The following is a 15,752-nucleotide window of genomic DNA, read 5'->3' as shown; positions in this document are numbered from 1 at the left end:
TTGAATTTTCAGTAACTAAATATTGTTTTAGTTTTAAGAAATATTAAAACGGGTTACTTTTTAATTTTTGCAACCTCTTCTTCTGTTATTAACTTGTCATTTTTATTACCCCAGCTATTGGTTATGTAATTCATAACATCTGCAACTTCATCATCGCTTAAACCCATAGCGGCCATAGCGCTGTTATAAGTTATACCATTAACAGTAAGTTCGCCAGATTGTCCAAATTTAATGCCTCTAATGCTGGCTTCTCTGTTTTTAAATAGATAGTCAGATTTGGCTAAAGGAGGAAACACGTTTGGTGTACCTTCGCCATTAGGCATATGGCAGGTAACACAAAAGTCAAGATAAATTTCCTCTCCTCTTTTTTTGCTTTCTTCAAGATTTTGAGCAGAAAGGATAGTGCATGACAACAAGGCGATAAAGCTAAATAAATAGGTTTTTTTCATTTTTATTAGTTTTCAGGAACAACTCTTACAATACCATGGTTTTCAATACCAACATAAATATAACCATCTGGAGCTTGAATAACATTTCTAACACGTCCCAAACCTTCAAATAGTTTCTCACGTTTAACCACTTGATCGTTTTCTAAAATTAGGCGCTCAAGATATTCGAATTTTAGGGAGCCAACCAGAATATTACCTTTCCAGTCTGGATATTTTTCAGAGCTCACTATGGTCATTCCACTTGGTGCAATAGAAGGAACCCAATAAAAAAGTGGCTGTTCCATGCCATCTTTTTCAGTAATATCTGTGAATGAAGTACCGTTGTAATTGATACCATAGGATATAACTGGCCAACCGTAGTTTTTTCCTTTTTCAATGATATTAATTTCATCTCCACCTTGAGGGCCATGTTCATGTATCCATATATCTCCAGTAAAAGGATTTTTAACCATACCTTGAGGGTTTCTATGGCCGTAGCTATAAATGGCAGTTTTAGCATTTTCTGTTCCAACGAATGGGTTGTCTTGAGGTATACTACCGTCATCATTTAATCTGTAAATTTTACCACAATCTCTTGTAATGTCTTGCGGGTTTACGTCGCGGTTTCCTCTGTCCCCAACTGAAAAATATAAGTACCCCTCATTGTCAAATGCAATTCTGGAACCAAAATGTTGTCCTTTTTTTGTGTTTGGCTCTGCCTTGTATAAAAGTTCTAGGTCTTTAAGTTTGTCACCATCCAATTTTGCTCTAACTAACGCTGTATTACCACCGTCACCGTCACCTTCTGAAGAGGCATGAGTCATATAAATCCATCCGTTATCAGCATAGTTAGGGTGTAAAGTAATATCTAAAAAACCTCCTTGACCGCGAACATACACGTTTGGAGAACCCTGAATAATTGTTTTTTGCCCTTCTTTAAAATGAACAAGTTCTCCGCTTTTTTCAGTAATAAGTAGACTGCCATCTGGTAGAAAGGCCATCCCCCATGGAATTGTTAAATCGGGAACAATGATTTGAGTAGTGTAACTAATATTTGTAGGTTCTTCGGCTTTTACCTCAGATTCTATTTGTTGAGCACACGTAACACATGAAATAAAAACAATAAAGATTAGACTAAAATTTTTCATGACTAAAAAGAATAATTAAAGTTAATACCACCAAAATAATTAAAAGGATTTCCTGGATAATAATATCTTGGGGCTCTACCTCCAAAACCTGAAGCATTTATCAAAATTTGAGAGGCATACTTTGTATCAAAGATATTATTTAAACCAATAAACAGATTTGTTTTTAGGTTTTTATTTATATTTTTTTTGAAACCGAGCTTTAAGTTGGTGATTGTGTAATTGTCTGAATATAAGTTGTTACTGTCTGTTATTGGTATTCTTCCAACATATTGAAAGTTTATATTCCCATAGATATTTAATCTAGAAGAAAAGTCTATAATAGCATTAATAACCTCTTTAGGGACTCCTGTTAAATCGTTACCGGAATAGTCATTTTCATCATCAACAAAATCTTCAAATTTATAGCGGTTTAAAGTTGCGTTAATAGTGGTGTTTAGGTTAAAAAAAGGTGATGAGATTACTTTGTAATTTAGGGAAGCTTCAATACCATCATGATGTGTTTTGCCAGCATTAATACCAATGAATTGATCCTCGGATGTTCTTCTAGCAACTAATAGATTTTTTACGCTCAATCTGTAAAGTGATAATGTGTATTGTAGTTTTTGGTTAAATGCATTTCCTCGGGATCCAATTTCAAAATTCCAACCTGTTTCTGGCTTTAAACTGTTATTTATTTGTCCGTCTGGTAACAGCGTTTCTTCTAAAGAAATAGGAGAGAAGCCATGACTAACATTAGCGTAAAAAGTTGAATATCTGGAAAATTGATGTGATAGTCCAAATTTCGGAGAAACTATAACGTTAAAATCATAAGATCCAGATTGGTCTGCGTTATTTTGAGATACGGTGTATCTATCATCTAATGTATAGGATGTTTTATTTAGATTTATCCCAAAGGATACTATGGTTTTCTTTGAAAGGTTCTGATTAATTTCTGAAAATATATTGTAGTAGCTTCGGTTTTCTTTAAAGTTAGATAATTCATTACCTTTTACACTTCCATTACCCGGAGGAAAATCTTGATATAGATTTTCGAAAGTACTATAGGTATGAATATCTTTAAAGAATTCACCTCCTAAAGTCCATTTTAAGTTCTGGTTAAATAGTTTTGAGTCTCCTAATAATCTGCTTCTTATACCGTAAGCTTTGGTGTTTTCTTGTAAAATGTTAAAAGGTCTAGGTTCGTAACCATCTCTAAAAGAAGAGAAAATGCTCGTTATTTGCTTTAAATTGGGTTTAAAGCTATGCGTCCAAGAAATTCCTAAAATTCCACGTTGTGTATCCTCAAATCCTTTAGCGCTATTCCATGTAAAAGCGGCTTTAGTTGGTGTGTTTAAATAATCGTCTTCATTTAAGGAACTAGGTATAAAAGCCTTTAAATCAACAAAACTTCCTAAAATCGCAAGTTCATTTTTTGGAGTCAAAAAATGTGTAGAATTAAAGGTAAGGGTTTGCCTATTGTAAGTGTTGTTATCACGGTACCCTTCACTTTCTGTAGTACTATAAGTAAGGTTAAATCCACTTTTTTTCGTGTGAAGATTTAGTTGCGTAAGGTTTTTAAGTAAACCAAATGAACCAAAAGTAAATTCATTGTTGAGGTTATGATGGCCAAATATAGTGGGTTTGGGCATTAAAGTTATTGTACCACCTAAGCCAGCGCCGTAGATACTAGACACTGCTCCTTTATTTACTTCTATTCTTCCAATAGAGCCCAATTCAAAATCTTCTAAGGCAGTATTTCCACTTCCATCTGTTAAGGGGATGTCTTTAAAATAGGCTCTTATTTTTGAGGTGCCAAATAAGTTTCTTGAACCTATACCAAGTATCGTAATTCTATTGGTGTTTAAAGCTCCAGTTTGCATAAATATGCCAGGAGTTCTATTTAGCGAAGAAGTGATATTAATGTTATTTGATCTTTCAATATCCTCGGTCGAAATAATGCTAATACTCGTGCTTGTATTTTTTAGCTTTTTAGGAATATGGTTAGCGTTTACAATAACTTCATTTAGTTGGGATGTATTTGGCTTTAGTTTAATTAGGTATAACTTACCAGATCTAAGCTTAAGGTTTTGGAAATGATAACCTTCTTTAGAAAATGTGTAAATTCCCTCTTTCGGCAGTTCAAAATAGCCATTAGCATTACTAAAGAATTGTTGTTTGGCAGTATTTGTAACTTCAACGTTTTGAAGAGGTGTGTTATAAATGTCTAATATTCTACCAGTAACACTTGATGACTGACCAAATAAGTGGGTGGTAAATAGAATTAGAATAAGGGTTAAAGTTCTGTATTGGTGCACCAAAAGTTTATTTTTTGAGCTCTAAAATATGTATTTATCATAATTTTTAGAAAAAAGCTTAGTTAAATAAATAAAAAAAGTATATTTGCACCCCGTTACAATTACGGGGTGTAGCGTAGCCCGGTTATCGCGCCGCGTTTGGGACGCGGAGGTCGCAGGTTCGAATCCTGCCACCCCGACTAGAAAAACCTGATAATGAAAGTTATCAGGTTTTTTATTTTCTCCTAGTTCATACTATTTGACTTTTATTTTCAATATTAAATATAGAACACGTGGTTATATATATTTAATCACTTTCCAAGGTTCTATATAATTAAATGTTCCTTGAAATCTCCTGTGTTTTCGCAGCAAATTTGTTCCATAACTTGTTGAACTTCTCTTTTTAGCATCGAAATTGTATGGTTGCCTCCCTTTTTTCCCAAAGCGCCTACACCGTACATAAAGCTGCGCCCCATAAAGGTAAACTCGGCTCCACTAGCCATTGCTCTCGCAATATCGGGGCCTCCTCTTAAACCAGAGTCAACCATTATTTTTATCTGTTTCCCATATTTTTTGGATAAACGGGTCATTGGGACAATTGATGACTCCCCACAGTCTAATTGTCGGCCTCCATGGTTAGAAACTATTAATCCATCTACCCCAAGTTTAATAGCACGTTCGGCATCTAATTCATTCACAATTCCCTTTATAATTAGCTGTCCCTTCCATTGATCTCGTATGCTCTTAATTCTATCTTCACTCAATCTTCCTGAAAATGTATCGTCCATGAATTTGGCTAATTGTTGTAAGCTTATGCCTTTTTTCATGTAGGGTGCTAAAGTTTGAAAATTTGGGATACCATGTTTTATCGTTTCAAATGCCCAATGTGGATGTTTTAAGACTTCTATTATATTCTTCATTGTCATTCTAGGTGGCATTCCTAATCCATTTTTAGTATCTCTTGGTCTTACTCCAAAGGTTGGTACATCGGCAAGGATTACCAAAATATCCATACCCGAAGCTTCTGCACGGTTTAGGATATCAACTTTTACATCTTCCTTTGATGGATGGTATAATTGAAACCAAGATTTTCCTTCCGTTATTTCAGCTATCCGTTCTATGCTAGAAGTAGTAACGGTACTTAAAATAAACGGGATATTATGTTCAAAAGCTGCTTTGGCTAGTATTTCAGGAGAATTTGGCCACATTAAACCCTGCAGTCCAACAGGAGCTATTCCAAAAGGAGCATCATAGGTGTGTCCGAATAATTCGGTTTTCATTTCTGATTTCTCAAAATTGGATAAATATTTTGGCATCAATTGTATTTTTTTTAAGTCTGTCCTATTGATGTGTAGGTTTACATCCTCATTGCAGCCTCCATCTAAATACTCAAAAGCAAACTTTGGCATTTTTTTCTTGGAACGATTTCTTAAATCGTCTACTGAGGGATACTTTGCGTTGATAAATGGTTCCATATGTCTTTTAAATAATATCTTAATAAATTATTGAATCGAATCTGAAGGAATAAATTGTTTACATATTACTTCTAAAACGAGCCTTGCATTTTATGAATACAAAGTTAATCTTGGTGTTAGTACGCGTCTTCCTAAAATTTGATAGCTATTGATGTTATTTTTGCAGTTTTGTACAAAGTGAGTTGTATTTGATAAATATTTTAATCGAAATGTATCATCAATAATGGTAAGTCTTTCGTTTTGTTTAGAGGTATAAAAAAAGGATTTGATACCGTAATAAATGCAGTATCAAATCCAAATTAATTAAATATGCAGGTTCTTTTACTTTTTGTAGGACTTACAAACTTGTCTAGAAACTCCCAATCCTTCAATACCTAATTCCATAATATCGCCTTCCTTTAGGTATCTCTGTGGGGTGAATCCAAAGCCAACACCTGAAGGTGTTCCAGTAGAAATGATATCACCAGGTAATAAGGTCATAAACTGGCTCAAATAACTAACTACTTGTTGGATGTTAAAAATGAAATCTGAGGTAGAGCTATGTTGTAAAACTTCTCCATTTAATTTTAGCCATAGGTTAAGATTATTTGGATCTTGAACTTCATCGGCCGAGGCAATAAATGGTCCTAAAGGTGCAAAGGTATCACAGCTTTTTCCTTTTACCCATTGTCCGTATCTTTCTAATTGAAAGCCTCTTTCACTTATGTCATTATGCAAAACATATCCCGCTACGTGGTTCAATGCATTCTCTTCCGAAACATACGATGCTTTTTTGCCAATAACGACAGCTAGTTCAACTTCCCAATCTGTTTTATCACCTCCTTTGGGAATAATAACGTCATCGTTAGGGCCAATAATAGATGATGTAGCCTTAAAGAAAATAACAGGCTCTTTGGGGATTTCCATACCGCTCTCGGCAGCATGCAAAGCATAGTTTAAACCAACGCAAATTATTTTTGAAGGTCTTGTTAACGGTGGTCCTAGGCGTACGTCATCATCTACCTTAGGACATGATTCTTGATTGGTTTTTAGCCATTCGGAAAGTTTTTCAATACCATCATTACCAAAAAAATCTTCATTGTAATCTGATCTAAAAGAGGATACGTCTATTCTTGTTCCGTTAGCTAATTGAACTCCTGGTTTCTCTTCCCCAACAGCTCCAAATCTTATTAATTTCATCTATTTATTTTAATTTTCAATTGATTATTATCCGTTTAGTGTTACAAAACCACCATCAATAGGGTAGTTTGAGCCAGTTATAAAACCAGCTTCATCTGAACACAAGAAAAGTACCAGATCTGCTATTTCTTGTGTTGTTCCCATTCTACCTATAGGTTGGGTTTTTGATAATCTTTCAAAATTTTCTTTTTCTTTTCCTGGGAAGTTTTTGCTTATGAATCCATCAACAAAAGGCGTATGTACTCTTCCTGGAGCAATACAATTACATCTAATTCCGTCATTTATATAGTCCTTGGCAACAGAGTAGGTCATGGTTAGTACGGCTCCTTTGCTCATAGAATAAGCAAAACGATTGTCTAAACCAACTGTAGACCCAATAGATCCCAGATTTAAAATAACGCCGCCGCCATTTTTTAATGATGGAATTGTAGCCTTAATACAGTTATAAATACCTTTAATATTTACTTTATAGAGTCTATCCAAATCTACTTCTTTAACAGATTCTACGTTGCCCACATGAGCAATACCAGCATTATTTATTAGTATGTCTATTTTTTCTTTTTTAGTAATGTTTTGGACAATATTATTGACCATTTGCTGGTTGGCCACATCACATTCATGGGCTTCTGCATCTATCCCAATTTCAGAAACGGTTTCTTGTGCTGCTTCTAAATTGAAATCCAAAATATGCACCTTAGCTCCCTGTTGGGCAAAGGTTAATGAGATGGCCTTTCCAATGCCACTTCCACCACCAGTAACAATGGCCACTTTGTTTTTTAAACTAAATTTTATCATCTTATTTTAAAGTTATCTCAATAATAGTGTCTATAGGGTCTAGTGAACTTTCAGGTAGTTTTAAGGTTAATCCGTAGTCATCTTTTTTAAACTTTAACTTTTGGTTACTTCCAAATAGTTTTATTGAATTTATTTTTTTATCAAACCTAGGAATAAAGATGATGTTCTTTTGGTTGTTTAACCAATGCAGATAAACGGTATTCCCCTTTTGGGTAGAGACCCGTTCTGTATTGGGAGGGATGGGGCCTGCTTTTGTTCCATAGATAGTTTGGCCATGGATCTTTAACCAATCTCCAATTTCTAATAATGATTGTACGTGCTTTGGTTGGATTTTTCCGTTTGGCATAGGACCTACATTCAACAATAAATTACTTCCATAACCGGCTGCATTGATGAGGTATTGAATAAGCTCTTTTTTGCTTTTGTGTCTTCGGTCTTGCAAATTAAAACCCCAAGACCCATTAATGGTTTCACATACTTCCTTTGGAAGGTTGCCAATGTCTTCAGCTTTACTTGCGAAATTTTGAGTAGATTTTCCCGGCAAATCTTTTTCAAACATTTGAAAATCTTCTCCTTTTTTTACAGCCTCATGATGGTTATTTCCAATTAAACATTGTGGTTGCAAATCATGAATGAGTTTGTAGATTTCATCATAGTGCCAATTGGCAGTTTTCTTGTCCCAATCGCCATCAAACCAAATGCCTCCAATATCCCCATAATTGGTAAGTAATTCAGTTAACTGCGCTTTCATGAAGTTAATATAGGAATCCCATTTCCCTTGTTTTCTTCCCATAATACCTGTTCCGGTTCGTCCTCTTGGGAAATAGTCATCTCGGTTCCAATCCAAGAGTGAATAATAAAAAAATAGCTTTATACCTTCTTTTTTGCAGGCTTCTGCTAATTCCTTTAATACGTCTTTTTTGTATGGAGTGCGTTTCACGATGGTATAATCTGTTGCATTGGAGTCAAACATTGAAAAACCATCATGATGCCTACTGGTAATAGTAATGTACTTCATTCCGGCACTTTTTGCCATTTGTACCCATTCTTCAGCATTAAATTCAATTGGATTGAAAAAATCAGGTAACATCTCATAGGCATCCTTGGAAATGTTCTGTTTCTGCATTACCCATTCGCCGTCACCCAGAATACTATAAACGCCCCAATGAATAAATAATCCAAATTTGGCATCTTCAAACCATTGTCTTGCTTCTAAATTGGATGCTGTTGGAATATAGTCTCCTTGAGAATAGTTCTTGAACCCCATAAAGGCTACGAGTATTAGAAGAATTGATTTTTTCATTTTGTTGTGTTTTAGTTTATTATAATGACATACCACGTTTCCAGGGAATAAAATCATCCTGTCTCAATTGTTTAGCCTTGGTTAGCTTGCCACTGGCTACTTCAATAACGAAGTTCAATAAATCTTCCCCTGTTTGTTCAATGGTACTGGTTCCTTCTATGATAGTTCCTGTATTAAAATCTATTATATCGGGCATGTTTTTGAACAACTTGGAATTAGAGGAGACCTTTACTACTGGGGTAATAGGATTTCCAGTAGGTGTACCCAAACCTGTGGTAAATAAAATAACATTGCATCCAGATCCTGCCAATCCAGTTGTGGATTCAACATCATTTCCTGGCGTGCAAAGTAAATTCAAACCTGGAGCTGTTACTTGTTCTGTGTAATCCAGAACATCTTCAACTGGAGAAGTTCCGCCTTTCTTAGCTGCGCCAGCAGACTTAATGGCGTCTGTAATTAATCCATCTTTGATATTTCCTGGTGATGGATTAGCATAAAATCCTGCTCCCAATGCATCGGCCTTTTCATTGTAGGTAGACATGATTTTAGAGAATTTCTTGGCCTTTTCTTTACTAACACACCTATTGATTAATTCTTGCTCAACACCATTCAGTTCGGGAAACTCAGATAGTACGGTTGAACCTCCCAATCCAACAATTAAGTCGGATACATAACCTAAAGTTGGGTTAGCGGAAATTCCTGAGAATCCATCAGACCCGCCACATTCCAAGCCTATAACAAGTTTGTTTAAATGTGCTGGTTTGCGTTCTGTTTTATTGGCTTCAATGAGCCCTGTAAATGTTCTTTTTACAGCTTCGGCAAGTAACTCCTGTTCAGATTTGCTTTGTTGCTGTTCAATGATGTAAACAGGCTTTTTATGGTCTGGAGACATTTTGTTCAAAGCACTTTGTAGAATACTAGCTTGGGCATGTTGGCACCCTAAACTTAAGATGGTGGCTCCTGCAACATTGGGGTTATTAATATAACCAGCTAATAGGTGACATAAAGCTATGGCATCAGATGTAGCTCCTCCGCAACCACCCTCATGGGTTAAAAAGTGAATACAGTCTATATTGGGAAATAAAGGGTTCTTATGATATCTGTTTTGAGGTTTTATAATGTCTCTGTTTAATAGTGTTTCTATTGAAGCTCCGTTTTTGTAATCATCAATTAGGGAATCAATATCGAATTTCAAATGTTGGTGTCTGCCATAACCCAGTTTTTCAACCAAGGTGTCTTTTAAAACTTCCACATTTCTATTTTGGCAAAATACTAGCGGAATAATTAACCAATTATTTTCAGTTCCAACCTTGCCGTCTGGTCTGTGATAGCCATTAAATGTTTTACCTATAAAATTTGATGTGTCTGGGGCTTCCCACTTTATTTTATTTGTTAAACCCTCTGCGCTATACTTTTCAGTATCGTGTTCCAGATTGGTCGTGCTTATTACTTCTCCTTCCAGAATGGTCTTCTTTGCTTTTCCAACAACAACGCCATACATATACACAATATCACCTTTGGCAAGGAGTTTCGTAGCAAACTTATGTTTTGCAGCTATATCATCTTGAATGCGGTATTTTCTGGAATTATAGGTAACACTTTCGCCTTTCTTTAAATCTAGTAAGGCTACCAATACATTATCTTTTGGATGTATTTTAATTATTCTATTTTGACTGTTCATGCCAAATTGAATTTCATAGTTTTGATAGTACAATACTACACGGAAATACAAGGCCCATCTTATGAAATTTTGACAGATGATGGTATTTTCTTTGCTTTTTGGGTAGGCCCTGCCTCTAAATTGGCAAATTTTATAGATAAGTAATCATTGCAATAAGGATTATAAGTACTATTCTAAAGAGGTTCTATTTTTATAATTCCTTAAATATTCAGTCGGGGTGGCGTTCATTACAAGTCTAAATTGCCTGTTAAAATTGGATATGTTCTTAAACCCCGATTCATAACAAACTCCTGAGATATTCAAATTGTTCTCAATAAGAAGTTTGCAGGCGTATCCAATGCGAATTTCCGTTACATAGCGAGAAAATGTCTTCTTATTTACACGTTTGAAATATCTGCTGAAGGCTGAGGTATTCATGTTAGCTATTTTAGCCGCTTTTTCTAGGGTAATATTCTCTGTGAAATTGTTGAAAATATATGCATGCACTCTATCTTGGGTGTCACTTCTGGTAGCTTTAAAGGAATTTACAAAGCCCATGCTAGATAACTGTTTAATGTTCTTATGTTTTGCTAATTTGTTCAGAATAACCAGAAAGGCAATGGTTTTTTCGAAACCCTTAAGCTGTATCATGCTCTGGATTTCTGAAATTATCGTTTTGTCGATGTTCAAAAATTTAATGCCTAATTTGGCTCTGTCAAATAATTTAAATATGTGAATCATTTCGGGTGTTTCAAAAAAAGGACGCCCTAGGTAATCTTTTTTAAAATGAATGGCTATGGCTTTAGCCGTTTGTATAGAATCGTTTTTGAAATAGCTCTCGTTATTAAGCCACATATGAGGTAAATTTTCTCCTATTAGAACCACATTATTTACTTCAAAATTCTCAATGCTATCACCAACAAAACATGTGCCTTCACTTTTTAGGATTACAACCAATTCAAGCTCACTATGATAATGCCAAATTTTTAAAAAATATGGGTATTCATTCACTTTTGTGGTAAATGAACTGTTAGTTGTACTGCTTCTATCTAATTTATGAAGCTTCATAAAATTCTAATGGTATTTTGGCTTAATTTTGCGTCTTTATTCAAAAATAGCAAAATTATTATTGATTTAGATTTTCTTTGAGTTTGTTAGTAGTTTGATGATATTAAAGACAATTAAATTAGATCAGGACTTTTTAATAATTAATCAAGCAAAGTTTTTTTAATGTTAAATAGCTTTATATTTACTTTTAAAGATATCAGTTGAATTTTGCCGGGAAAAAAGTAAAAAATGACATTGTATTCTAAGATTAAGATATTTTTATTTCTTCTACTTGCAGGGAGTACTTTTATAGCTAGTTCGCAATCACAACCTGTTTTTAAGAAAATTGACCAATCAAATAATTTGTCTAATGGGAGAGTAAATGCTATAGTGAAAGAATCTCATGGATTTGTTTGGATTGGAACTAATAACGGACTAAATCGTTATGATGGAAATCAAATAAAAGTATACAACAAACAAAATAGTAGAATCAATTCAAACCAGATTTCTTGTCTATTTATAGATCATAAATCCAGATTGTGGGTTGGTACTTTAGGAGGAGGACTATGTTTATACAAAGCAGAAGAAGATACGTTTATTACTTATCGGCATAATAGCAATTCACCCAACTCAATTGCTTCGAATGAAATAAATACCATATTCGAAGATTCTAAAGGGCAGCTATGGCTGGGAACAAAAAATGGTTTGTCACTTTTTAAGGAAAGTGACAATATATTTATGTCTTACGGACATAAACTCAATGATTATAATTCCTTAAGTCATAATGATGTAAGAAGTATTTATGAAGATGTTAAAGGAAACTTATGGATTGGAACTTACGGAGGTGGTTTAAATAAATTTATAGTGGAAGAAACTAGATTTATTCAAGCTACTTCTACTAAATCTATTGCTTCCGATTTTATTCATAGTATGGGAGGAGTAGATAGTAAGACATTAATAATTGGTACTCATGGAGGCGGATTATTAGAATTTGATTTAAATACCTTAGAATTTTCGAGATCAGCATTAAGTGATGGAGCTCCTATAAATATTGTACGATGTATTCGAAAAGATAGGAAAGGTAATTTTTGGATTGGAACCGACGGAAATGGTCTTTTTGAAGTAAACTATAAAAATGGCGAAACTAATATCATTAATAGTTATAGTTATGATTCTCTTTTAGAGTCATCCATATCTAGCAATGCTATTTATAGCATTTTCGAAGATGAAAATTTTAATGTATGGATAGGAACAGCATGGGATGGGGTAAATGTTCTACTTCAAAATAGAGATTTCACGCTATTACAAAGTACAGCAAAAGAAGAAACATCAGTATCCGTATTATCTATTTATAAGGATCGCAACCAAAGTTTTCTTGGACTAGATGGGAAAGGGTTAACAGTTTTAAATACAAATAATCAATTCTTAAAAAGATATAGTAAAGAAACAAGTAAAAGCGCAGGAGGCGATTATATTCAATTTATAAAAAAGGGAAGTAATAAAACATATTGGCTTGGGACATTTGTGAACGGACTGGTAAATTTTAATCCGGAAACCGGTGTCTATTCGCGTTTTCAATACGAAATAAATAATAATAGGTCTTTGAGTTACGATGATGTACGTTACATAGTTGAAGATGCATCCAATAATTTATGGGTTGCTACTTGGGGAGGAGGCTTGAATTATTTTGACATTAAAACGAAAGAATTTAGTCATTACAGACATGTCTCTCAGGACTCACTATCTATAAGTAGTGACAATATTATTTCAATGCAAAAGGAGGGGAATAATCTATGGCTAGCTACGTTTGGAGGAGGAGTTAGTTTATTCAATACTAAAACAAAAAGAAGCAAGCACCTTAAATACTCTGAAAGTAACACTAATTCTATTAGTAGTGATTATTTAAATTGTATTTTGAAAGATTCAAAAGGAAATCTTTGGATTGGAACTGCTGGAGAGGGAGCTACCCTATATAATCCCAAAACAAATACTTTCAAAAGATTTAGTGAAAACGAAATCATTAATTCGCAAAGTATCGTGTCAATTATCGAGGATAATACTGGCGTAATATGGTTTAGTACTAAACAGGGAATTTTTAGTTATAACTATGAGACTAACCAGTTTGAAAATTTTTCCAGTTTGGCTGGAGAATATCATATAAATGCCTCTTTTAAAGATGATGAAGGGCTTTTGTATTTTGGAAGTTCTACTGGGTTAATTATGTTTAATCCAGCTTCTATTAGCTCCAAAAATATAAATCCAGAAGTTAAATTTACAGGCTTTAAACTTTTTAATGAAGAAGTCCCAATTGGAGAGACCGAAATTCTGCAAAAGAACATTGATTTTCAAAAACAAGTTACTTTAAAACATAATTTAGATGTCATTACTTTTGAGTTTGCGGCTATGGAATTTCCATTTTCTAAGAATTGCGAATACGCAATAAAACTTGATGGTTTTGATAAAAATTGGAGAAATATTGGAAAAGAACGGTCTGCTACTTATACAAATCTTTCACCAGGAGATTATGAATTAAAAGTAAAGAGTAGGGGAAAAGGAAGTAACTGGGGTAATAAGGCCACTACCGTAAAAGTTAAGGTGCTAAAGCCCTTTTGGTTAGAGTGGTGGGCTTTTGTAGTTTATGGAATTTTTATAGTTCTGGCTTTTTATGTTTTTAGAAAGTACGTTGTAGCCTGGGAACAGATGAAGTCTAAACTAGAACTAGAAAGGTTAACACATGAAAAGGATATTGAGGTCTATAATTTAAAACAAGAGTTCTTTACTAATATCTCTCATGAGATAAGAACACCCGTCACCCTTATTTTGGCATCAATTAATAGAATCATAAATACAGACGCTAATGAAGGAGGTTTTAAGTTAAACGCCATAAGTACTTTAAAAAAGAATAGTAGCCACCTATTAAATTTAGTGAACGAACTTCTTGATTTTAGAAAGCTTGAACAAAATGAAATTAAATTAAAAGTATCTCAAGAAAATTGGGTGAAATTTTGCGAGGAAATCTATTTGTCATTTTTGGAAACTGCCAAGCAAAAAAATATATCATTCTCTTTCGAAACAATGAGTCCAAATATGATGCTTTGGATAGATAGGGCTCAAATGGATAAGGTAATGTACAACTTATTGTCAAACGCTTTTAAGTTTACTCCTAATAATAGCTCTATTAAACTTGCATTACTGGAAACCGAAGAAAACGTAACAATGGTTCTGGAAGACACCGGAGTAGGAATTTCTAAAAAACAACTATCAAAAATATTCAATAGGTTTCACCAGTCTGATGCTATAGGTGCCCTTCAGAGTAAAGGGTTTGGACTTGGACTATCAATTACAAAGGAAATTGTAGCCTTACATAGTGGAGATATTCAGGTAGAAAGTAAAAAAGGAGAAGGAGCCACTTTTACAGTAATATTAAAAAAGGGTAGAGCCCATTTTAAAGAAGAACATCTTATTGGAAAAGAGATGGATGCGGAGCGAATTGAAAATTATTTAATCGATACCAAAGCGTATGTTAAAAAAGTTCCTGCAGATATTAATACCCACAAAGATGAAACGTTGTTAATTGTTGAGGATAACCATGATATTAGAGCTTATATAGCAGACTTCTTGTCTAATGAATTCAATATTATTGAAGCTAGTGATGGGGTAGAAGGTTTAGAAAAAGCTAGAAATGTGTTACCAGATTTAATTATTAGTGACGTCATGATGCCAAATATGAATGGTATTAAGTTTACCCAAGAGTTAAAAACAGATATAATTACTAGTCATATTCCTGTCATTCTTTTAACCGCCAGAGCTTCTACCATGCATCAAATGGAAGGCTTTAATATTGGAGCAGATGAATATGTTACAAAACCATTTAATGAGTTATTACTGCGTTCTAGAATTAAAAATTTAATTAGAAACAGAGTATTACTACATAAAAGATTCAAATCGGAAGAGATAGTGCCTGTTAGTGAGCTGGCAAAAAATAAAGCAGATCAAGACTTTTTGCATAGACTTGGGCGCTTAATTGAAAGTAATATAGATTCAGAATCCCTTAAAGCCAATTTCGTTGCCAAAGAGTTAGGAATGAGTCATTCCGTAATCTATAAAAAACTAAAGGTACTTACAAGCATGTCTTTGGTTGAGTATGTCAGAGACTATAAATTAAAAATAGCCAAACGTTTACTTATAGAAAAAGGCTATACCGTTGCAGAGGTGGCATATCATGTAGGGTATTCAGATAGAAAGTATTTTAGTAAACTTTTTAAACAGCGCTTTGGTAAAAACCCTTCATCTTTTCTAAGGAAATAACAGTTTTTCAGAAGAAAAACGAATTCTTCTACCAGGGGAAATGAATTCTTCTCCCTCCATTTTATCAAGCATACCCTTACTTGCAGTATTATTATTTGAAGTCATCCAAAAAACTGAATGTGTTGACAGCATTTAA

At 34.1% G+C, this 15,752-nt stretch carries 11 protein-coding genes and 1 tRNA gene; 2 read left to right on the top strand and 10 right to left on the bottom strand.

Annotated elements, in window-relative coordinates:
* Window positions 1-53: 53 nt before the first annotated feature.
* The 3 genes from FUA24_RS06835 to FUA24_RS06825 are packed head-to-tail and all read right to left on the bottom strand — an operon-like array spanning window position 54 to window position 3,870.
* Window positions 54-449 carry a c-type cytochrome gene (locus FUA24_RS06835; RefSeq protein ID WP_148540872.1) on the bottom strand — a complete coding sequence of 132 codons (396 nt, stop codon included), beginning with the start codon at window positions 447-449 and terminating at the stop codon, window positions 54-56.
* Between the two features lie 5 nt (window positions 450-454).
* Window positions 455-1,576: a PQQ-dependent sugar dehydrogenase gene (locus tag FUA24_RS06830; protein ID WP_148540870.1), complete on the bottom strand. Its 1,122-nt coding sequence runs from the start codon at window positions 1,574-1,576 to the stop codon at window positions 455-457.
* Window positions 1,577-1,578: 2 nt separating this feature from the next.
* Entirely contained in the window at window positions 1,579-3,870 is a 2,292-nt protein-coding gene (locus FUA24_RS06825) for a TonB-dependent receptor family protein (protein ID WP_148541115.1), read from the bottom strand.
* A 104-nt stretch (window positions 3,871-3,974) separates the two neighbouring features.
* Here FUA24_RS06825 and FUA24_RS06820 point away from each other — a divergent pair.
* Window positions 3,975-4,049, top strand: a tRNA-Pro gene (locus FUA24_RS06820).
* A 126-nt stretch (window positions 4,050-4,175) separates the two neighbouring features.
* On the opposite strand, the gene FUA24_RS06815 is transcribed toward FUA24_RS06820, so the two are convergent.
* From FUA24_RS06815 to FUA24_RS06790, 6 genes are all read right to left on the bottom strand, one after another.
* Window positions 4,176-5,324 (bottom strand): alpha-hydroxy acid oxidase, encoded by a 1,149-nt coding sequence (locus FUA24_RS06815; protein ID WP_148540868.1) that lies wholly within the window; start codon window positions 5,322-5,324, stop codon window positions 4,176-4,178.
* A gap of 321 nt (window positions 5,325-5,645) precedes the next feature.
* On the bottom strand, window positions 5,646-6,503 hold the full coding sequence (locus FUA24_RS06810; protein ID WP_148540866.1) for a fumarylacetoacetate hydrolase family protein: 858 nt from the start codon (window positions 6,501-6,503) through the stop codon (window positions 5,646-5,648).
* Between the two features lie 27 nt (window positions 6,504-6,530).
* Window positions 6,531-7,298 carry an SDR family NAD(P)-dependent oxidoreductase gene (locus FUA24_RS06805; RefSeq protein WP_148540864.1) on the bottom strand — a complete coding sequence of 256 codons (768 nt, stop codon included), beginning with the start codon at window positions 7,296-7,298 and terminating at the stop codon, window positions 6,531-6,533.
* 1 nt (window position 7,299) lies between these two features.
* Window positions 7,300-8,601, bottom strand: a complete 1,302-nt coding sequence (locus tag FUA24_RS06800) for an alpha-L-fucosidase (protein ID WP_148540862.1) — start codon at window positions 8,599-8,601, stop codon at window positions 7,300-7,302.
* Window positions 8,602-8,620: 19 nt separating this feature from the next.
* Complete coding sequence (locus FUA24_RS06795; RefSeq protein WP_148540860.1) at window positions 8,621-10,282, bottom strand: UxaA family hydrolase; 1,662 nt, start codon at window positions 10,280-10,282, stop codon at window positions 8,621-8,623.
* A gap of 168 nt (window positions 10,283-10,450) precedes the next feature.
* Window positions 10,451-11,329: an AraC family transcriptional regulator gene (locus FUA24_RS06790; protein ID WP_148540858.1), complete on the bottom strand. Its 879-nt coding sequence runs from the start codon at window positions 11,327-11,329 to the stop codon at window positions 10,451-10,453.
* 228 nt (window positions 11,330-11,557) lie between these two features.
* Here FUA24_RS06790 and FUA24_RS06785 point away from each other — a divergent pair, with 228 nt between their 5' ends.
* The gene (locus FUA24_RS06785; RefSeq protein WP_148540856.1) at window positions 11,558-15,616 is read left to right on the top strand and encodes a hybrid sensor histidine kinase/response regulator transcription factor; all 4,059 of its coding nucleotides are present in this window, start codon (window positions 11,558-11,560) and stop codon (window positions 15,614-15,616) included.
* On the opposite strand, the gene FUA24_RS25055 is transcribed toward FUA24_RS06785, so the two are convergent.
* Window positions 15,605-15,748 (bottom strand): hypothetical protein, encoded by a 144-nt coding sequence (locus tag FUA24_RS25055; RefSeq protein WP_187388198.1) that lies wholly within the window; start codon window positions 15,746-15,748, stop codon window positions 15,605-15,607. The genes FUA24_RS06785 and FUA24_RS25055 overlap by 12 nt on opposite strands.
* Window positions 15,749-15,752: the final 4 nt, after the last annotated feature.

This window comes from Seonamhaeicola marinus (assembly GCF_008085455.1).
This window is presented reverse-complemented; position numbering and strand designations above follow the sequence as displayed.